This is a genomic window from Solwaraspora sp. WMMA2080 (genome assembly GCF_027497395.1).
Taxonomy (GTDB): domain Bacteria; phylum Actinomycetota; class Actinomycetes; order Mycobacteriales; family Micromonosporaceae; genus Micromonospora_E.
Genome location: NZ_CP114910.1, coordinates 397,963 through 417,163 on the forward strand (window position 1 = coordinate 397,963; position 19,201 = coordinate 417,163).

Here is a 19,201-nt window from a genome sequence, read left to right on the forward strand (position 1 = left end):
CGGCCGGGTGGCTCGGGCCGGCCCCCCGGCGGGACGGCGTGTCGCGGCGGTCACCGCGGGGTGGGCAGCCACCGGCGGTTCGCGTCATGTCGGCCTCCCTTGTGGCACCTGTCACCGTCGGCTACTTTGTTTAGTCAGCAGCCGAACTAACTCTAGCGTGCGAACCGTACCCCCACACCCCCATTTCGAGCTGGTTCGTCCCACCGTCGCCGGGATGCCTGGCTCGCCGATATGAAGGGAGCGCGCCGTGGATCGATCCCTCGCGGGCGCGGCCACCAACCGACGTCGATTCCTGGGCCTGGTCGGCCTGGGCGCCACCGCGATGGCCGGTGGCGGTTTTCTCTCCGGCTGCAGCCGGCCGGCCGGCACCCAGGGCGCGGCGACCGACGTCGACGCGGTCAGCGCGGTTCTGCCCAGATACCAGCCGGTCGAGCTGATCACCCCGGACATCGCCGGGGTACGCCCGATCGCCGACGGCTACCTGACGTACCCGACCGACCTGGTCAGGGCGGTCACCGAGACGCCCGGCAGCAGCGGTGAGCCGCTCACCGCGATGACGCCCTGGTGGGGGCCGACCCCGCCCGGCATCGACCGCAACGCCTACCTGCAGGCGGTCAACGAGCGGCTCGGCGTGCCGATCGACTTCAGCGTCCAGGACGGCAACACCTACGCCGACAAGCTGAGCGCCATCCTCGGTGCCCGCGACGTGCCGGACCTGCTCTGCGCCCCGAACTGGGAGATTGACAAGATCCCGCGGTTCTCCGACGCGGTCTCGGCGCTGTTCGAGGACCTGACCGACCACCTGGCCGGTGACGCCGCGCTGGCCTACCCGCACCTGGCCAGCTTCCCGACCGGGGCCTGGCAGTACGCGGTCTGGGGCGGCCGGCTGGCCGCCGTCCCGTGGCCGACCGACGGCCCGTTCCCGTACGCGCTGTTCTACCGCAAGGACCTCACCGACGCCGCCGGCGTGCAGGCCCCGAAGAACATTGAGGAGCTGCACGAGTTCGGCAAGGCGATGACCGATCCGGCCAACGGCGTCTGGGCCTTCGGCTCGATCTTCAACATGGTGCAGATGTTCTACGGTGTGCCCGGCTCGCAGGGCGGCTGGCGGCGCACCGACGGCGGCGGCCTGGAATTCAAGTACGAGACCGAGGAGTACCGCGAGGCCCTGGAGTTCACCACCAGACTGTTCGCCGAAGGGCTGGTGCATCCGGACATCGTGGAGAGCAAGGGCGCCGCCGACGCCAAGCAGCTGTTCAACAGCGGCAAGATGGTCTGCTACGAGGACGGCGTCGGCGCCTGGCGCGGCATGTACTCGGAGCAGCGGCAGATCACCCCGACGTTCGACATGCGGCCGGTGCCGATCTTCTCCGCCGACGGGCAGAGCACCCCGGTCGCCTGGGGCGAGGAAAAGCCGATCTTCTACACGTTCATCAAGAAAGGGCTGGGCAAGGAGCGCGTCGAGGAGATCCTGCGGGTGCTCGACTGGTGCGCCGCGCCGCTCGGCACCGAGGAGTACCACCTGCGCCAGTACGGCGTCGCCGACCAGCACCACACGGTCAGCGCCGACGGCAGCCCGGAGCTGACCGAGCTGGGCCGGCAGGAGATCGCCGACCAGTACACCTTCATCGTCGGGCGTTACCCGACCATCGTGCAGACCGCCGACGTCCCCGGCTTCGTCGAGGCCCTGCTGGACTACTCCAACGAGACGGTGAAGTACCTGGAGCCGAACCCGTGGGCCGGGATCAAGTTCGAGCTGCCGGCCAACCTGTCGCGGGTGCAGCAGCCGACCGAGGACAAGATCCTCGACGTGCTGCGCGGCCGCCGGCCGACCAGCGACCTCGAGCAGATCACGCAGGAGTGGCGCAGCGGCGGCGGTGACGAGGGGCGCGACTTCTTCCTCAAGGCGCTCGAAGACAACAATCGATGAGGTCCACCGACACCCCGGTGTCCGCCGGTTCCGGGGCCAACCGGAGCCGGCGGACACCGGGCAAGGTGCCGCTGCGGGCCCGGCTGCGCCGGGACTGGCCGCTGCTGGTGATGGCCGCGCCGGCCGCCCTGCTGCTGCTCGTCTTCCACTACCTGCCCACCCTGGGCAACGTGATCGCCTTCCAGGACTACAACCCGTGGGTCGGCGACAACGCGTTCGAGGCGTTCGTCTACAGCGAATGGATCGGGTTCGGCAACTTCGAGACCCTGTTCCGTGACCCGGCGTTCTGGGACGCGGTGGTCAACACCCTGACCATCACCGCGTTCCAGCTGGTCTTCTTCTTCCCGCTGCCGATCCTGCTGGCGATCCTGCTGCACAGCATCCTGTCGACCCGGGTGCGCGGGTTCATCCAGAGCGTCGTCTACCTGCCGCACTTCTTCAGCTGGGTGCTGGTGGTCACCTTCTTCATGCAGATGCTCGGCGGGGCCGGCCTGCTCGCCCAGCGGATGCGCGACGCCGGGCTCGACCCGCTCAACGTGATGGGCAACCCGGACACGTTCATCGTGCTGGTCACCGCCGAGTCCGTGTGGAAGGACGTCGGCTGGGGGGCGATCATCTTCCTGGCCGCGCTCAGCGCCATCGACCAGAACCTCTACGAGGCGGCGGCGGCCGACGGCGCCGGACGCTGGCGGCGGCTGTGGCACATCACCCTGCCCGGGCTGCGTCCGGTCATCATCCTGCTGCTGATCCTGCGGCTCGGTGACGCGCTCACCGTCGGGTTCGAGCAGTTCATCCTGCAGCGTGAGGCGGTCGGCCGGCAGGCCGCCGAGGTGCTCGACACCTACGTCTACTACCAGGCGATCATCCCGCAGCAGTGGGGGATGGGTGCCGCCGCCGGCCTGTTCAAGGGCGTCATCGGGCTGGTGCTGATCATCGCCGCGAACAAGTTCGCCCACCGCCTCGGCGAGCAGGGAGTGTACTCCAGGTGAGCATCGCGCGTACGCTGGCCGCCGGGCGCCGACCCCGGCTCAACCCGGTGAACCAGCCGCCCCGACGGCGGCGCCCCGGCGGCGGCCGGCCGGTCTGGGAGGAGCCGCCGAGCCCGGTCGGCCAGGGCGTCAAAGGGCTCGTCCTCGCCACGATGGTGCTGGCCGTGATCTTCCCGATGTGGTCGGTCCTGGTGACCAGCCTCGCGTCGCGGGAGACCATCAACGCCACCGGCGGCATGGTGGTGATCCCCCGGGAGATCGACCTGTCGGCGTACGTGAACATCTTCTCCGGCGGTCAGATCAGCCGGGCGGTGTGGGTCAGCACCCTGGTCACCGTCGTCGGCACGACGTTCAGCCTGGTGCTGACGGTGCTGGCGGCGTACGGGCTGTCCCGCAAGGACTCGGTCGCGCACCGTCCGTTGCTGTTCCTGTTCCTGCTCACCTTCCTGATCTATCCCGGCATGGTGCCGAGCTACCTGGTGGTGACCGGGCTGGGCCTGAAGAACAGCCTGTGGGCGCTGATCCTGCCGACCGCGATCAGCGTGTTCAACCTGGTGGTGATCCGGGCGTTCTTCATGAACGTGCCGGCCGAGCTGATCGACGCGGCCCGCATCGACGGCGCCGGGGAGTTCCGGATCCTGTGGCGGATCATGTTGCCGCTGTCGCGGGCGGTGATCGCCGTCGTCGGGCTGTTCTACGCCGTCGGTTACTGGAACGCGTACTTCAACGCCGTGCTCTACATCGACGACAACGACAAGTGGCCGATCCAGCGGGTGCTGCAGAGCTACATCCTGGCCGGCCAGTCGCCGTCGGTCACCGGCGCGCCGGTGAACATCCCCGGGGTCACCGCGTACCCGCCGACCCTGGCGGTCAAGATGGCGGTGGTGGTGATCACCGTACTGCCGGCGGTGGTGATCTTCCCGTTCGTGCAGCGGCACTTCACCAAGGGCGTCATCACCGGCGCGATCAAGGGTTGACCGGCCGGCACCGCTGGTCACAGCGGTACGCCGTCGAGCAGCACCGTGGCTGGTGGCTCGGTGCCGGTCACCGCGACGACCTCGACCCGGCGGACCGGCAGCGGCCCGTCGACGTCGACCCGCAACGTGCCGCCGTCGCGTACCGCCCGGACCGTGGTGTCGCCGTCGACGTCGCAGACCACCGTCTCGGCGCTGACCCCGCCCCAGCTGACCAGGGTCACGTCGGTGAACGGGCCGTCGCCGACGGTGTCCCGGGGCTCCGACGTCGGGATCAGCGCGCCGTGCCGGACGAACAACGGGATCCGGTCCAACGGCGTCTCGACCAGCAGGTGGCGTCCGCCGGTGTGGGTCCGGCCGGTCCAGTGGTCGACCCAGTCACCGGCCGGCAGGTAGACGTGCCGCCGTCCGTCCGGACTGATCATCGGCGCGACCAGCAGGTCGGTGCCGAGCCGGTACTCCAGCTCGGCACCCCAGGCGGCCGGATCGTCCGGCGCGTCGACCAGCAGCGCCCGCATCATCGGGGCACCGGTGCGGGCGGCCGTGACCGCCGCCGAGTAGAGGTAGGGCATCAACCGGTAGCGCAGCCGGATCGCCTCGACCGCGTCCCGCGCGGCGTCGTCGGGAAAGTCCCACGGCAGCCGGCTGGTGGTGCCGTGGAAGCGCACCAGCGGCGAGAACGCCCCGAACTGCGCCCACCGCACGTACAGGTCGGGGGTCGGGGTGCCGTGGAAGCCGCCGGCGTCGTGGCTCCAGAACGGTACGCCGGACAGGCCGTGCGACAGTCCGCCGCGCAACGTGCTGGCCATCCCCGGGTACGTCGCGTTGACGTCGCCGCTCCACTGGGCCGGATGCCGCTGCCCGCCGAGGAACGACGACCGGGCCCACACCATGCCGTGCCCGGCGACCTCCCGGGTGACCGCCGCGACCGCGTCGTTGAACAGCAACGTGTAGACGTTGTGCAGTTCGACGCCGGTCATCCCGTTGTGTGCCACCGCGTCGGCCGGCACCCCTTCGGCGAAGTCGGTCTTGAACACCATCGCGCCCTGCCGCAGCAGGTCGCGCAGCAGACCGGTGAACCACTCGGTGGCCGCCGGGTTGGTGAAGTCGACGATCCCGCAGACCGGGTAGGAGCCGTGCCAGACGTCGGCGATGTAGGTGGAGCCGTCCGGGCGGCGCAGGAAGTAGCCGGCCGCGTCGGCCTGCGCGAAGACCGGGCTGCCGGTCATGATGTACGGGTTCATCCAGAGGCTCACCTTGAACCCCTGCCCGGCGAGGGTGGCCAGCATGCCGGCCGGGTCGGGGAAGTTGGTGGCGTCCCAGGCCAGGTCGGACCAGGCACCGTCGGCCTGCCAGTAGCAGTCCAGGTGCAGCACGTCGCACGGGATGCCGTCGGCGCGGATCCGCCGGGCCCGGTCCAGGACCTTGTCCTGACTGTCCACGAAGAAGCCGGAGGAGATCCAGGTGCCGAACGCCCACTTCGGTGGCAGCACCGGTCGGCCGGTCAACCCGTCGTAGCGGTCCAGGATCTCGGCGGGGGTGGGGCCGGCGATCACGTAGTAGTCGATCAGGTCGTCCGGCACCAGGATCTGGACGCAGCTGTGTGTGGACGAGCAGATGTCGAACTCCACCGGCATGCCGCTGTCGACCAGCACCCCGTAGCCACGGTCGGACAGGTACAGCGGGACGTTCTTGTGCGACCGGTCCGACTCGCTGCCGAAGGCGTCGAAGTTCCACATCAGCGCCCGCTGGCCGCGCTTGTCCAGCCGGGTGAACTTCTCGCCGAGGCCGACGAAGCGCTCGTCACCGGGCGCGTCGAAGCTCTCGTGGTACGCGGCGACGGTCCCGTCGACCAGGGACCGGCCGAACGGCAGGGTGCGCAGCCGGCCGCTGATGTCACGCTCGCCCCGGTTCTGGTTGAGCAGCACCCGACCCTGCCGGTCGAGGAACCGCAGATGCCACGGGTCGAGCCGCAGTTCGGCGACGACCGTACCGGCGTCGACGCGTACCGTGTCGCCGGCCACGGTGACCGTGGCCGGAGAAGGCTGGGGATCGACCAGCGGCAGCGCCCGGGCCGACCGGCTGCGGGCGTCGGGTGTCGCGCTGAGCCGGACCCGGATCACCCCCTCCCCGGCGGCGCTGACCGCGACCGTCAGCGTCTCGCCGTCGGCGGTGCCGCCCTTGCAGGTGATCCCGGCCGCGTCGGTGCCCAGCAACTCTGCGCGGACCAGCGCGGACAGGCCCTCCTCGCCGGGCGCGCGGACCGGCAGGTCGGGTGGGTCGGCCACGAACGTCTCGTGGGGGACCAGGGGCGGACGGTACGGCATGGGCTCTCCTCGTCGGGTCCGGCGCTCGACCCTCGTCGGGTCCGGCGCTCGACGCTTCCTGGTGGAACCTGCGGCCTGGGGGCGACTAAATTAGTTTCTTTGCTAACCCAACAAACTGTCAACGTCGGAGGGAGCGCCGATGCGCTGGCCGAAAGGACTCGACGGGCTCTGCTACGGCGGGGACTACAACCCCGAACAGTGGCCGGAGACGACCTGGGTCGAGGATGTCGAGCTGATGCGACGCGCCCGGGTCAACCTGGTCACCGTCGGGGTGTTCGCCTGGTCCCGGTTGGAACCGCACCCCGGCGAGTACACCGTCGACTGGCTTGACCGGGCACTCGACCTGCTGCACCGGGGCGGGATCCGAGTCGTCCTGGCCACCCCGACCGCTTCGCCACCGCCGTGGTTCTCCCTCGCCCACCCCGACGCGCTGCCGGTCACGGCCGACGGGGTACGGCTGCGGCACGGCAGCCGGGACACGTACTGCGCGGCCGCCCCCGCGTACCGCGTCGCGGCCCGGCGCATCGCCGCGATGCTCGCCGACCGCTACCGCGACCACCCGGCGCTGGCCATGTGGCACGTGCACAACGAGTACGGCACGGTCTGCCACTGCCCGCACGCGGCCGCCGCGTTCCGGCGCTGGCTCCGGCAGCGGTACGGCGACCTGGACCGGCTCAACGAGGCGTGGACCGGCGCGTTCTGGAGCCAGCGCTACTCCGACTGGGCGCAGGTCGAACCGCCGCGCGCCACCCAGTACCTGGCCAACCCGACGCAGGCGCTGGACTTCCGCCGGTTCTGGTCCGACGAACTGCTCGCCGCCTACCGCGACCAGCGCGACCTGCTCCGCGAGCACACGCCGAACGTACCGGTCACCACCAACTACGTGTTCGGCGACTGGGTTCCGGTGGACCACGCCCGGTGGGCGCGGGAGGTCGACCTGGTCGCCGTCGACCACTATCCGACCGAGACCGACGGCCGGGCCGAGGAACAGACCGCGCTCGCCGCCGACCTCGCCCGGTCCTGGTCACGCCCGGTCACCGGAGACAGGTCACCGGCACCGGCCGGCCGGCACCGGCCCTGGCTGCTGATGGAGAGCGCGCCCAACCTGATCTACCGGTACGCCGAGGGGACCGCCTACGCCAAGGAGCCTGGCCGGATGCTGCGGCACAGCGTCGCCCACGTCGCGCGCGGCTCCCGGGGCGCGATGTTCTTCCAGTGGCGGGCGCCGCGCGGCGGTGCCGAGGCGTTCCACTCGGCGATGGTGCCGCACGCCGGTGCCGACTCTCGGACCTTCCGGTCGGCGGTACAGCTCGGCGAGGCGCTGCGGCTGCTCGCCGCGACCGACACCGCCACGGTGGCGGCCCGGGCCGCGATCGGCTGGGACGCCGCCAGCGGGTGGGCGCTGCAGCATCCCGGGATGCCGTCCGGGCACATCTCGTACGCCGACGAGGTGGCCGCCGCGCACCGGGCGCTGTGGCGGTGCGGGATCACCACCGACTTCGTCTGCCCGGCGGCCGGGCCGCCGGAGCTGACCGGCTACCGGATGCTGGTGCTGCCCGCGCTGTACCTGATGGACGACGCCGTCGCGGACGCCCTGGGCGACTGGGTGCGCGCCGGCGGCCATCTGGTGGTCAGCTACCTGTCCGGGGTCGCCGACTCCGACGCCCGGGTCCGGCTGGGCGGATATCCGGGCGCCCTGCGTGAACTGCTCGGCGTCCGCAGCGAGGAGTTACTGCCGCTCGGTCCGGACGGCACGGTGCGGCTGTCCGGCGGGCGTACCGGCCGGCTGTGGCGGGAACGCTTCGGGGCCGGCGCCGCCGAGCCGGTACTCGACTACGTCGACGGCGTGCTGGCCGGCCAACCGGCGGTGACCCGCCGGGCGGTCGGTGCCGGGGCCGCCTGGTACCTGTCCACCAGGCTGGACGACGACGGTTACCGGGAACTGCTGGCGGTGGTCGCCGCCGAGGCCGGGGTGGCACCGGTGCTGCCCGCCGCGCCCGCCGGGGTGGAGGCGGTACGCCGGGTGGACGGCACCACCCGGTGGCTGTTCCTGTTCAACCATGGCCGGGAGGAGGCGGTGGTGGCGGCCACCGGTGAGGTGCTGGTCTCCGGTGGCGTCCTACCGTCCGGGGAGATCATGGTGGCCAGCGACGTTCTGCCCGCCGGTGAGGTCCTGCTGGCGGTCGGTGCCGGCTCGGCTGATTCCGGCCGGTCGACCGGCCGATGGCCGGTCAGCTCGGCCGGTGTCACCGGCACACCGGGTCGCGGCCGGGGCGCTCGTCGGGTCCGGGTGCCAGCGGGCGGGCTGCTGGTGCTGCGGGAGCCGGACCACCCGGTGGGTGACCGCCTCCGCCGACACGGACCCCGCCGGGCTCCGATGGACATCGACATTGATCGAGGAAAGCGATTGCCCTAGCATTGGCCTGCACGGGAGCCGACCGACGACCGCCGCACCGAGGTCGACCGATCCAGCGCAGCGCCACCGGGCGCACGCCCCGGCCGGGCAGCCGGGCGTCCGTCCGTTGCCGCCCGCCCTCTGCTCCCGGAGACTCCCATGCGCAATGTCCCTCCCAACAGTTCCCGGTCCCAGCCCGGGACTCCCCGCCGAGCCCTGCTCGCCGTCGCGACCGCGGTGGCCACTGCGGCCGGTGCCGGTGTGGCCACCACGATCCTCGCGTCGCCGGCCGCCGCAGCCGCTGGCTGCGCGGTCGACTACCGCGTCACCAGCCAATGGCCCGGTGGCTTCGGCGCCAGCGTGTCCGTGACCAACCTCGGTGACCCCGTCACCTCCTGGCAGCTGACCTGGTCGTTCGGCGCCGGGCAGACGATCACCCAGGCGTGGAACGCGGCGGTGACGCAGAACGGTGCCCAGGTCACCGCGGACAACGTCGGCTACAACGGGAACCTGGCCACCAACGCCAGCACCGAGTTCGGCTTCAACGGATCCTGGAACAACAGCAGCAATCCGGTGCCGACGACCTTCGCGCTCAACGGGACCACCTGCACCGGCGGCGTCGCGCCGACCACCGCACCCCCGCCGACGACGGCACCCCCGACCACGGCACCACCGACGACCGCCCCACCGACCACGGCGCCACCGCCCACCACCGCGCCGCCGACGCCGGGGCCCGGCGCCAAGCAGATGGAAGACCTCGACCGAGGGCTGATCAGCGTCCGTTCCGGATCCGGCAACCTGGTCTCCTGGCGGCTGCTCGGCACCGAGGCCGCCGGCACCGGGTTCCACGTCTACCGTGGCTCCACCCGGATAACCTCGTCGCCGGTCACCGCGTCGACCAACTACTACGACGCGGGTACCGCGTCCAACGCCAGCTACACCGTCCGGGCGGTGGTCGGTGGCGTCGAGCAGCCCGCGTCGCCGGCGTCGTTGACCTTCGCCAACGGCTACCTCGACGTGCCGCTGCAGGTGCCGCCAGGCGGCACCACCCCGTCCGGGGAGAGCTACAGCTACTCGGCGAACGACGCCAGCGTCGGCGACCTCGACGGTGACGGACAGTACGAGATCGTCCTGAAGTGGGACCCGTCCAACGCCAAGGACAACGCGCACTCCGGCTACACCGGCAACGTCTACGTCGACGCGTACCGGCTCGACGGGACCCGGCTGTGGCGCCTCGACCTGGGGCGCAACATCCGGGCCGGCGCCCACTACACCCAGTTCCAGGTGTACGACTACGACGGCGACGGCCGGGCCGAGGTGGCGATGAAGACCGCCGACGGCAGCCGGGACGGCCGGGGCACGGTGATCGGCAACTCCGGTGCCGACTACCGCAACTCGTCCGGCTACGTGCTGTCCGGCCCGGAGTTCCTGACCATGTTCGACGGTCTGACCGGCGCCGCCCTGTCCACCGTCAACTACGTGCCGGCCCGGGGCACGGTGTCGTCCTGGGGTGACTCGTACGGCAACCGGGTGGACCGGTTCCTCGCCGGCACCGCCTACCTTGACGGCCAGCGGCCGTCGCTGATCATGTCACGCGGCTACTACACCCGTACCGTCATCGCCGCCTGGGACTTCCGCAACGGCAACCTCACCCAGCGGTGGGTCTTCGACTCCAACTCGTCGGGTAACGGCAGCTACGCCGGGCAGGGCAACCACTCGCTGTCCATCGCCGACGTCGACCGTGACGGCCGCGACGAGATCGTCTTCGGCGGTGCCACCATCGACGACAACGGTCGCGGGCTGTGGAACACCAGCCTGAACCACGGCGACGCCGGCCACGTCGGTGACCTCGACCCGCGCCGTGCCGGGCTGGAGTACTTCAAGGTCCAGGAGGACGGCTCGAAGCCGTCGTCGGCGCTGATCGACGCCCGTACCGGGCAGATCATCTGGCAGACCCCGACCGGCGGGGACAACGGCCGGGGCGTATCGGCGGACATCTGGGCTGGCAGCGCCGGTGCCGAGTCCTGGTCGTCGGCCGTTTCCGAGCTGCGCTCGCCGACCGGCGGCAACGTCGGACGTAAGCCGTCGTCGGCCAACTTCCTCAGCTGGTGGGACGGCGACCCGGTCCGGGAGTTGCTCGACCAGACCCGGATCGACAAGTACGGCACCTCCGGCGACACCCGGCTGTTGACCGGCTCCGGGGTGGCATCGAACAACGGCACCAAGGCGACCCCCGCTTTGTCTGCCGACCTGTTCGGCGACTGGCGGGAGGAGGTCATCTGGCGGACCAGCGATTCCCGCGCGTTGCGGATCTACGCCACACCGCACGCCACCGATCGACGGATCCACACCCTGATGCACGACCCGCAGTACCGGGTGGCGGTCGCCTGGCAGAACACCGCCTACAACCAGCCGCCACACCCGTCGTTCTTCATTGGCGCCAACATGCCGGCACCACCGACGCCGAACGTCTACCTGCGGTGAATGTTTCCCTTCTAGTGAATCCGGCGGCCGACTGAGTGAGTCGACGGCCGTAGACGCGCCGACGGGGGACCGGAACCCGGTCCCCCGTCGGCGGACGCGACGACATCCACCCCACGCGTGATCTCGTGCGTCGAACCATCACCTGCCAAAGACGATAGCCAGCGGACCGTCGCGCGGCGGTGACCGGCTGATGAAGCTCCTGTTTCCAGCTATTGATCGCCGTCCGTGGGGTGACCCGGGTCACCGGCCACCAGCTCGAACGAGCGCACCCGGTCGGCGACGTCGTACACCATCGTGGTCAACATCAGCTCGTCGGCACCGGTGCGCTCGCGCAACTCGTGCAGCGCCCGCCGGACCGTGTCGGGGGAGCCGACCGCCTGCTCCTCGTTGCGTTGGCGGATGAACTGCAGCTCGAGATCCGTGTACGGATAGGCGGCCGCTTCCTCCGGGCTGACCAGCGCCTCCGGCCGCCCGGCGCGCAGCCGCAGAAACGCCAGGGCGGCCGGGCCGGACAGCCACTCGGCCCGCTCGTCCGACTCGGCGCAGACGACGTTGACCGCGACCATCGCGTACGGCCGGTCCAACCACGCCGACGGGCGGAAATGCCGCCGGTACAGCGCGAGCGCCGGCAGCGTGTTGGCCGCACTGAAATGGTGTGCGAAAGAGAACGGCAGGCCCAGGGTGCCGGCGAGTTGGGCGCTGAATCCGCTGGAACCGAGCAGCCAGATCGCCGGTGACTGCCCGGCGTGCGGGGTCGCGGCGATCGGTCCGGCGTCGCCGCGCAGATAGCCGATCAGGGTCGCCAGCTCCTGCGGGAACGTTTCAGCGCCCAGCCCGGCCATGGTTCGCCGCAGCGCCAGCGCGGTGGCCTGGTCGGTGCCCGGGGCCCGGCCGATGCCGAGGTCGACCCGGCCCGGGTGCAGCGCCTCCAACGTGCCGAACTGCTCGGCGACCACCAGCGGCGGATGGTTGGGCAGCATCACCCCGCCGGAGCCGACCCGGATCGTCGAGGTGGCCGCGGCCAGGTGGGCGAGCAGCACCGCCGGTGCCGAGCTTGCGATGGCTGGCATGTTGTGGTGTTCGGCCACCCACAACCGGTGGTAGCCGAGCTGCTCGACCCGGCGGGCCAGCTCGGTGGTGTGCCGCAGCGCCTCACCGGCGGATCTGCCGGCGGCGACCGGGGCCACGTCGAGGACGGAGAGCGGAACGTCGATCACACCTGTGCCCAACCCGGGTACCCGCCCGGATCTTCCCGCCGCCCGGATCTCCCGGCATCGTCGATTCGGCTAACCTCGGCGGCGAGCGGCAGCCGGCCGCGCAGACGAGGAGACTGGTCGATGCGGATCGTGGACGCCCGGGTGATCGTGACCTGCCCGGGCCGCAACTTCGTCACCTTGAAGATCGTCACCTCGGACGGTGTGACCGGCGTCGGCGACGCCACCCTCAACGGCCGCGAACTGGCCGTCGCCAGCTACCTGCGTGACCACGTGGTGCCGACGCTGATCGGTCGGGACGCGAGCCGGATCGAGGACACCTGGCAGTACCTGTACCGGGGTGCCTACTGGCGGCGCGGTCCGGTCACGATGAGCGCCATCGCGGCAGTCGACACCGCGCTGTGGGACATCAAGGGAAAGACCGCCGGACTACCGGTCTACCAGCTGCTCGGCGGTCGCTGCCGCGACGGGGTCACCGTCTACGGCCACGCCAACGCCGAGACGGTCCCCGAGGTGCTCGCCGAGGTGGCCCGCTACGTCGACCTCGGCTACCGGGCGGTGCGGGTGCAGACCGCCGTCCCGGGCCTGCCGGCCACCTACGGCGTCGGCAAGGACCGGATGTTCTACGAGCCGGCCGACGCCGCGATCCCCACCGAGACCACCTGGTCGACCGAGCGCTACCTGGTGCACACCCCGCAGGTCTTCGCGGCGGTACGCGACGAGTTCGGCCCGCACCTGAAGCTGCTGCACGACGCCCACCACCGGCTCACCCCGATCGAGGCGGCCCGGCTCGGCAAGGACCTGGAACCGTACCGGCTGACCTGGCTGGAGGACCCGGTCCCGGCCGAGCTGCAGGAGGGCTTCCGGCTGATCCGCCAGCACACCACCACGCCGATCGCCGTCGGGGAGGTCTTCAACACCATCTTCGACTGTCAGCAGCTGATCACCGAGCAGCTGATCGACTACGTCCGGACCACGGTGGTGCGGGCCGGCGGGATCAGTCACCTGCGGCGGATCTTCGACCTGGCGGCGCTGCACCACGTCCGTAGCGGCTCGCACGGCGCCACCGACCTGTCCCCGGTGTGTATGGCCGCCGCGCTGCACGTCGACCTGAGCATCCCCAACTTCGGCCTGCAGGAATACATGCGGCACACCGAGGCCACCGACGAGGTGTTCCCGCACTCGTACCACTTCGCCGACGGCTACCTGCACCCCGGCGAGGAACCCGGGCTCGGCGTCGACATCGACGAGTCCGCGGCGGCGCGCTACCCGTACGCGCCGGCCTCGCTGCCGGTCAACCGCCTCACCGACGGGTCGATGCACAACTGGTGACCCGACCAGGCCGGTCGGTTCCTCGCCGGCACGCGTCGATGTGAGGCTGAGATACCCTATGACGCAGGTTTGAGGTATCTCAGCCTCTACATCGACGAGGCGCTGCGGCTCTTCTGGCTCAGCCGACACGCCGGGCTACCGCCATGGGCGGTTGGTCGACCGGGTCACCGGAGCGGCGCATCGCCCACAGCGGTGGGCCGCCGGCCGGCAGGTGGGCCACCCGGACGATCCGGTAGCCGTGGCGTTCGTGGAACACCCGTTGTCGCTGGCTGCTCGCCTCGACCACGGCCGGCATCCCGATCCGGTCGAGCCGGGCATGATGCGCGGCCAGCAGCGCCGACCCGATGCCTCGCCGTCTCAGCCAGGGTGCCGCCGCCAGGAACGCCAGATGGTGCCGCCGCCAGGAACGCCAGATGGTGGTGCCGGCCGGTCGGCTCCATGCGGCCGGCGGTGAACGTGTAGTGCGCGTACGGTCCGTGCCGGTCGCCGCAGGCCCGCAACCTGCGCCGTTGATGCTCCGCCGCGAGCAGCCGGTCGAACGGGTGCGGGTACCAGATTGCCACCCCGTCGCAATGGCCGACGACGTCTACGATGCCGTGCCGTACGCCGAACTCCAGCTCGGCGGTGAAGAGCTGGTGCATCGTCAGGTAGCGCAGCGCGTGGTCGCTGATCAGCCAGGACACCACCGGGTCCAGCACGCATGCCTGCGCCAGCAACTCGGCCAACGGCTCAACATCAGCGGCTGTGGCGGTCCGGATGGTCAGCATGGCCGCCACGTCCACAGCAGGAACCGGTCGAACAGCTCGGCCGCCGTGACGTCGGGCAGGTCGAACGCCGCCTCGGTCATCCGCTCCACCATGTACGTCGCCAACGCGACCGGCCCGAACACCCCCGCCAACTCGACCCGCGCCACCAGACACGGCCAGGATCCGCCGCAGCCGGCACACGACCACAAGGGCCGCACCGCCACATGACCACCACCACCGCTGTCGGCCGCCGGGTCCGCGCCGGCCACATCGCGGTACGCCGTACCCGCGACCCGGCCGACCCCAGGTTGCCCGTCGTGCCGGATGACCAGCACCCCACCACCGGCAGCGGCCAGTTCCCGCAACCGCCCCTTCACCGCGACCACCGTCCCCGGTTCACCCGGGTACCACAGGTCGATCGCATCCGGCGGGCCGCTCCGAGGTCCAGCGGTAGTTGTTCGTCGATTCCGTGACTACTATGCACAGCCAAGATCCTTTGATCAGTGAACTGTCGACGCATCCACCCTGGACTCTTAATGGCGCTTGGCGGAACATGTTTGGTGACCCGTGTACGGCGGGACGCCGATGCCGCCAATGCGTTGGCCAGCACGAGGGAATTTGAGGGATGTGAGGGCTTGTGAGCGGTAGCGAATATCTGATATCGGAGCTACGTCGAGTGCGTGAGTCGATGGGTCTCACCCAGGAGTCGTGGGGCGAGCGCGTCCACTTTTCTGCGAAGCACGTCGGCTCCATCGAGCGCGGTGAGCGGCCTGCCCTGCCCAACTACCTGGGCATGGTGGACAAGGTGTTCGGCACCACGTTCATGAAGTTCTACCGGGAGTTTGTCGTTGGTGAACAGGATCCGGTCTGGTTCCGCGAGTTTGTGGACTACGAAGCTCGCGCCAGCATGCTTCGGCTGTTCCAACCACTCGTGGTGCCGGGCTTGCTGCAGACCGAGGCGTACGCCCGAGCGCTGCTCGCTTCGTATGATGTCGTCGGCCCTCAGCAGGATGCGGCTATCGCCACCCGGCTGGGCCGCCAGGAGATCCTCAACCGTGAACCGGAGCCATGTCGCCTGGTGGCGGTCCTTGGGAGAACGTTCTGCACCGGGAGGTCGGCGATGCCGACGTGATGCGGGAGCAGCTGAACGCGCTTGCTGTGGCTGCGACCCGGCCAAACGTGATCATCCATGTGGTGCCGACCGTGACCGGGGCCTACCCTGGTCTTGACGGCCCGTTCGCTATCGCCACTGTGGAAGCGAGAGGAATCGGATACGCGGAGGGTCGGCTGGGAGGCAGGGTTGTCGAGTCGCCTGATGATGTCGCGGAGCTTGATCGGGACTGGGAGTCGATCCGTGCGCATACTCTTGCAAGCCGGCAAACCAGGGAACTCATCGTAAGGATGGCCGAGAAGTGGACATGAGCGGTGCCAAGTGGCACAAGTCAACTCGATCCGACACCACGGCCTGCGTAGAGGTGGCGGACAACATCCCGGGCCGGGTGTACGTGCGGGACACGAAGGACCGCGATGGCGGCACCCTTGCCTTCACCCCGACCGTCTGGCGGTCGTTCATCAACGAGGTACCCACCAGACACTGAGCCAACTGCGATAGGTGACCGACCGTAGGCCGGCAGGAGCCCCGCCCAGCGATGACAAGCCGGGCGGGGCTCCTGTCTCCGACTGGAGGACATCCACAGCCGCCTCACCAGGTACGACACCCCCGCCACCCGCGAGTTGGACGAACGCGTACGGGGTCTGGTCGCATAGCACCATGACATCGGACGTCCAGCGGGTAGCCGTCGTCACCGGAGCCAACCGAGGGCTCGGCCGAGCAATCGCCCAGCAGCTTGCACAGGCCGGACTCCACGTCGTGGTCACCGCCAGAAGCGACGAAGCCGCAGAGCGCACCGCCACAGAGCTGACCGGCCTCGGCCTGCCTGCCTCCGGCCACCAGCTCGACATCACCGACCCCGCCAGCGTCGCGCGCGCCATGGCCGACGTCGGCTACCAGTACGGCCGGCTCGATGTCCTGGTCAACAACGCCGCCATCGCCATCGACCGAGGCCAGGCCGCCAGCGCAGCCGACATGGAGAAGGTCGCTGCGACCCTCGACGCCAACCTCATCGGCACCTGGCGCTGTTGCACAGCCGCCATCCCCGAGATGAAGCGAAACGGGTACGGCCGGATCGTCAACGTCACCAGCCACATGGGTACGTCCGCCGAAATGGGCACCGGCAGCGTCTCCTACCGAGTCTCCAAAGCAGGCGTCAACGCGTTCACCCAGATCCTCGCCGCAGAGCTACACGAGCACAACATCCTCGTCAACGCGGCGTCGCCGGGGAAGGTCGACACCCGCCTCGCCTACGGAAAAGCCAATGACACTCCCGGCGAAGCAGCCGACACCTTCACCTGGCTGGCCACGCTCCCCGACGATGGACCCACCGGCGACCTCTTCTACAACCGCAAGCTACTACCCTGGTAGGTAGGAGATAGGCGGAAGTCAACCGGGGAGGAATCATGTCTGATCTGACCGGTGCGGAGCGGCGGAAGAGCAGCCGAAGTAGCTCACAAGGCAACTGTGTCGAGGTTGCAACTAACTACCCAGGAATCGTCGCTGTCCGGGACAGCAAAGATAGGGAAGGGGCGACGTTGATCTTCACGTCCCACGGACGGGATGCCTTCCTCGTTTTCGCCACAGTAACGAGGTAGCCGCCCATCTTCAGACGCATGTGCCGTGATCCGCTGCGCTCCAGCTGACCACACGCCGGCGTGTCGGGTCGAAGAGACGCTGTGGATCACGGCTGTACGAGGTCGGTCAGCGAGGACGTCGTCACGAGCGCGGCTCCAGGGGCAGGCTGTGAGCGGTCAGGCCGGCACCGGAAGTGGTGGCAGTGGGCTGTGCAGGATCAGGCAGATGGTCCGCAGCAGCTCGACCTCCGGCACGGTCATCACCCCGTCGTGTCCGATCACCGCGACCGCCGCCGCCACCAGCCGGGACTTCTCCACCGGGCGCAGTTCGTCGAGGAGCGGCCAGACCGATTCCAGTTCCAGTACGCCGCCCGCAGGCGGGGTGAACCGGGCGGATGCCTCGGGCAGAGCGTGCGCCGCACCGGCGGCGAAGGCCCGCTGCGCGGCGGCCGGGTCCGGGTGCCCGGCCTGGGCGAGCACGCTGAGCAGCGTCTGTACAGCCGGTTGGCTGGCGCGCAGCGTACGGCGGCCGTGGCCCGGCTGCGACGATGGCCGCAGCGATTCGCGCAGCTCGTCGCCGACGAGCCGGGACAGGCAGTACTCGAAGACGCTGATCCGCCTGTCGGCCCGGACCAGGGTGGCCATCGCGTCGGCGAGCGCGTCCCGGTCGGCCGGTGACCGCTGCGCCAACGCGGGGAAGGCGACCTCGGCCAGCGGCAGCCGTAGCATCGGGTGCAGGCCGGCGGTGCGCGCACCGGCCTGCCAGGCGGCGTCGGCGAGCGCGGAGCCGTACCGCTGGGCGATGGCGGCATGCTGGCCGGCGCGGACCTGCGGGTCGGCCGACAGCAGCAGGCCGAGGATCAACGGTGCCACTGTGTCCGGTCGACGGGCCTGCTCCGTCAGCTCCTGCGGGATCCGGGAGAGCAGGTCGGCGGCGTGTTGGTAGGCGCTCGCCGGCGGCGCGCCGATCCGGTCGACGACCTGGGCCGGGTCCATCGGCACCTGGGTGTCGTCGGCGGGCAACGCGGCGTCGGCGGGCAACGCGGCGCCGCCCGGGGTGCCGCCGGTGAGCCCGAGCGCGCGGTCCTCGGCCAGCCCGGACGGCGGGGCCGCCGCCCACCGCCGGGACAGTGTGGTCAGCTCGGTCGCGTCGAAGCTGGGATCGAGTGCCTTGATCCGGTCGGCGATCGGCGGATGCGTCGAGAACAGCGCGGTCAGCCTGCCACCCGGGCCGAACAGCATGTGGCCGACCTCTTCGGACTTCGGACTCTTCAACTGTGACCCGGCGGGCAGCCCGGCGATCTTCTTGAGCGCACCGGCCAGCCCGGCGGTCTGCCGGGTGAACTGCACGGCCGACGCGTCGGCCAGGTACTCGCGTTGCCGGGACACCGACGCTTTGATCAGTCGGCCGACCAGCACACCGACGTACCCGGCGGCGACCATCGCCAGCCCGATCAGCGGCAGCGGATTGCCGCCCCGGTTGTCGCTGCGGGAGCGGCCACCGCTGACGAATCCGGTGCGCAGTAGGCCACGGCCGATCACCGCCAGGAACAGGATGCCGAACAGCAGCCCCATCAACCGGATGTTGAGCCGCATGTCGCCGTTGACCACGTGGCTGAACTCGTGGGCGATGACGCCCTGCAGCTCGTCGCGGTTGAGCCGCTCCAGCGTGCCACGGGTGACCGCGATCGCCGCATCCGAGGTCGACCAGCCGGCGGCGAACGCGTTGATCCCCTCCTCGCGCGGCAGCAGGTAGATCTCCGGCACCGGCACGCTGGAGGCGATGGCGATCTCCTCGACCACGTTGCGCAGCCGGCGCAGCTGCGGGTCGGTGGTGTCCGGCGGCACCGGTACGCCGCCGAGCTCCCGGGCCACCCGTCCGCCGCCACCGCGTAGCGTGACGGTGCGGACCAGCGCCGCCAGGCCGATCACCGCGACGGTCGCCAGACTGGTCACCACCAGCATGCCGAGGAGCGCGACCGGTTGCCGGGACGCGCCGTCGAAGACGACGAAGACGGCGAGGTCGACCACGGCCACGATGCCGACGACGGCGGCCACGAACAGCACGACCAGCCGGGCGGAGACCCGTCGGACCTGACGTTGCCGTTCGAAGAAGTTCATT

Annotated in this window: 14 protein-coding genes and 1 pseudogene; 10 read left to right on the forward strand and 5 right to left on the reverse strand. The window is 70.3% G+C overall.

Going from position 1 to position 19,201, the window contains the following annotated elements:
• Positions 1-247: 247 nt before the first annotated feature.
• From O7543_RS01780 to O7543_RS01790, 3 genes are read left to right on the forward strand one after another with little or no spacing between them, the layout of a single operon-like run.
• The gene (locus tag O7543_RS01780; RefSeq protein WP_281550486.1) at positions 248-1,930 is read left to right on the forward strand and encodes an extracellular solute-binding protein; all 1,683 of its coding nucleotides are present in this window, start codon (positions 248-250) and stop codon (positions 1,928-1,930) included.
• Positions 1,927-2,919 (forward strand): ABC transporter permease subunit, encoded by a 993-nt coding sequence (locus tag O7543_RS01785; RefSeq protein ID WP_281550485.1) that lies wholly within the window; start codon positions 1,927-1,929, stop codon positions 2,917-2,919. Before O7543_RS01780 ends, O7543_RS01785 begins: the two co-directional genes overlap by 4 nt.
• Entirely contained in the window at positions 2,916-3,896 is a 981-nt protein-coding gene (locus tag O7543_RS01790; protein ID WP_281550484.1) for a carbohydrate ABC transporter permease, read from the forward strand. Before O7543_RS01785 ends, O7543_RS01790 begins: the two co-directional genes overlap by 4 nt.
• Before the next feature lie 17 nt (positions 3,897-3,913).
• On the opposite strand, the gene O7543_RS01795 is transcribed toward O7543_RS01790, so the two are convergent.
• The gene (locus O7543_RS01795; protein ID WP_281567315.1) at positions 3,914-6,220 is read right to left on the reverse strand and encodes a TIM-barrel domain-containing protein; all 2,307 of its coding nucleotides are present in this window, start codon (positions 6,218-6,220) and stop codon (positions 3,914-3,916) included.
• Positions 6,221-6,359: 139 nt separating this feature from the next.
• Between O7543_RS01795 and O7543_RS01800 the strand changes: the two genes are divergently transcribed.
• Together O7543_RS01800 and O7543_RS01805 are read left to right on the forward strand one after the other, a co-directional pair.
• The gene (locus O7543_RS01800) at positions 6,360-8,636 is read left to right on the forward strand and encodes a beta-galactosidase (protein WP_281567316.1); all 2,277 of its coding nucleotides are present in this window, start codon (positions 6,360-6,362) and stop codon (positions 8,634-8,636) included.
• Positions 8,637-8,774: 138 nt separating this feature from the next.
• Positions 8,775-11,099, forward strand: a complete 2,325-nt coding sequence (locus O7543_RS01805) for a cellulose binding domain-containing protein (protein ID WP_281567317.1) — start codon at positions 8,775-8,777, stop codon at positions 11,097-11,099.
• Between the two features lie 209 nt (positions 11,100-11,308).
• Here O7543_RS01805 and O7543_RS01810 read toward each other — a convergent pair whose 3' ends face one another.
• Positions 11,309-12,316 (reverse strand): LLM class flavin-dependent oxidoreductase, encoded by a 1,008-nt coding sequence (locus O7543_RS01810; RefSeq protein WP_281550480.1) that lies wholly within the window; start codon positions 12,314-12,316, stop codon positions 11,309-11,311.
• A gap of 120 nt (positions 12,317-12,436) precedes the next feature.
• Here O7543_RS01810 and manD point away from each other — a divergent pair, with 120 nt between their 5' ends.
• The gene (gene manD, locus O7543_RS01815; RefSeq protein WP_281550479.1) at positions 12,437-13,645 is read left to right on the forward strand and encodes a D-mannonate dehydratase ManD; all 1,209 of its coding nucleotides are present in this window, start codon (positions 12,437-12,439) and stop codon (positions 13,643-13,645) included.
• A gap of 164 nt (positions 13,646-13,809) precedes the next feature.
• Here the strand turns inward: manD and O7543_RS01820 are convergent, their stop codons facing one another.
• Both O7543_RS01820 and O7543_RS01825 read right to left on the reverse strand, forming a co-directional pair.
• On the reverse strand, positions 13,810-14,412 hold the full coding sequence (locus O7543_RS01820; protein WP_281550478.1) for a hypothetical protein: 603 nt from the start codon (positions 14,410-14,412) through the stop codon (positions 13,810-13,812).
• A complete protein-coding gene (locus O7543_RS01825; RefSeq protein WP_281550477.1) occupies positions 14,406-14,768 on the reverse strand; it encodes a hypothetical protein in 363 nt (120 codons plus the stop codon). The genes O7543_RS01820 and O7543_RS01825 overlap by 7 nt, the downstream gene beginning before the upstream one ends.
• A gap of 530 nt (positions 14,769-15,298) precedes the next feature.
• Here O7543_RS01825 and O7543_RS01830 point away from each other — a divergent pair.
• The 4 genes and pseudogenes from O7543_RS01830 (at position 15,299) to O7543_RS01845 (ending at position 17,100) form a co-directional block, all read left to right on the forward strand.
• Positions 15,299-15,813 (forward strand): annotated as a pseudogene (locus O7543_RS01830) (DUF5753 domain-containing protein).
• Positions 15,810-15,989, forward strand: a complete 180-nt coding sequence (locus O7543_RS01835; RefSeq protein ID WP_281550474.1) for a DUF397 domain-containing protein — start codon at positions 15,810-15,812, stop codon at positions 15,987-15,989. The pseudogene O7543_RS01830 and the gene O7543_RS01835 overlap by 4 nt, the downstream one beginning before the upstream one ends.
• A gap of 173 nt (positions 15,990-16,162) precedes the next feature.
• On the forward strand, positions 16,163-16,873 hold the full coding sequence (locus tag O7543_RS01840) for an SDR family NAD(P)-dependent oxidoreductase (RefSeq protein WP_281550473.1): 711 nt from the start codon (positions 16,163-16,165) through the stop codon (positions 16,871-16,873).
• Positions 16,874-16,908: 35 nt separating this feature from the next.
• Positions 16,909-17,100, forward strand: coding sequence for a DUF397 domain-containing protein (locus O7543_RS01845; protein ID WP_281550472.1), 192 nt, complete (start codon positions 16,909-16,911; stop codon positions 17,098-17,100).
• Positions 17,101-17,256: 156 nt separating this feature from the next.
• Here the strand turns inward: O7543_RS01845 and O7543_RS01850 are convergent, their stop codons facing one another.
• The gene (locus O7543_RS01850) at positions 17,257-19,200 is read right to left on the reverse strand and encodes a M48 family metallopeptidase (protein ID WP_281550471.1); all 1,944 of its coding nucleotides are present in this window, start codon (positions 19,198-19,200) and stop codon (positions 17,257-17,259) included.
• Position 19,201: the final 1 nt, after the last annotated feature.

What these genes read in the sequence shown, in the direction of transcription:
- O7543_RS01840 (WP_281550473.1), top strand. Translation starts at nt 16,163, where the DNA reads ATGACATCGGACGTCCAGCGGGTAGCCGTCGTCACCGGAGCCAACCGA.
- O7543_RS01800 (WP_281567316.1), top strand. Translation starts at nt 6,360, where the DNA reads ATGCGCTGGCCGAAAGGACTCGACGGGCTCTGCTACGGCGGGGACTAC.
- O7543_RS01835 (WP_281550474.1), top strand. Translation starts at nt 15,810, where the DNA reads ATGAGCGGTGCCAAGTGGCACAAGTCAACTCGATCCGACACCACGGCC.
- manD (WP_281550479.1), top strand. Translation starts at nt 12,437, where the DNA reads ATGCGGATCGTGGACGCCCGGGTGATCGTGACCTGCCCGGGCCGCAAC.
- O7543_RS01820 (WP_281550478.1), bottom strand. Translation starts at nt 14,412, where the DNA reads ATGCTGACCATCCGGACCGCCACAGCCGCTGATGTTGAGCCGTTGGCC.
- O7543_RS01785 (WP_281550485.1), top strand. Translation starts at nt 1,927, where the DNA reads ATGAGGTCCACCGACACCCCGGTGTCCGCCGGTTCCGGGGCCAACCGG.
- O7543_RS01795 (WP_281567315.1), bottom strand. Translation starts at nt 6,220, where the DNA reads ATGCCGTACCGTCCGCCCCTGGTCCCCCACGAGACGTTCGTGGCCGAC.
- O7543_RS01850 (WP_281550471.1), bottom strand. Translation starts at nt 19,200, where the DNA reads ATGAACTTCTTCGAACGGCAACGTCAGGTCCGACGGGTCTCCGCCCGG.
- O7543_RS01805 (WP_281567317.1), top strand. Translation starts at nt 8,775, where the DNA reads ATGCGCAATGTCCCTCCCAACAGTTCCCGGTCCCAGCCCGGGACTCCC.
- O7543_RS01845 (WP_281550472.1), top strand. Translation starts at nt 16,909, where the DNA reads ATGTCTGATCTGACCGGTGCGGAGCGGCGGAAGAGCAGCCGAAGTAGC.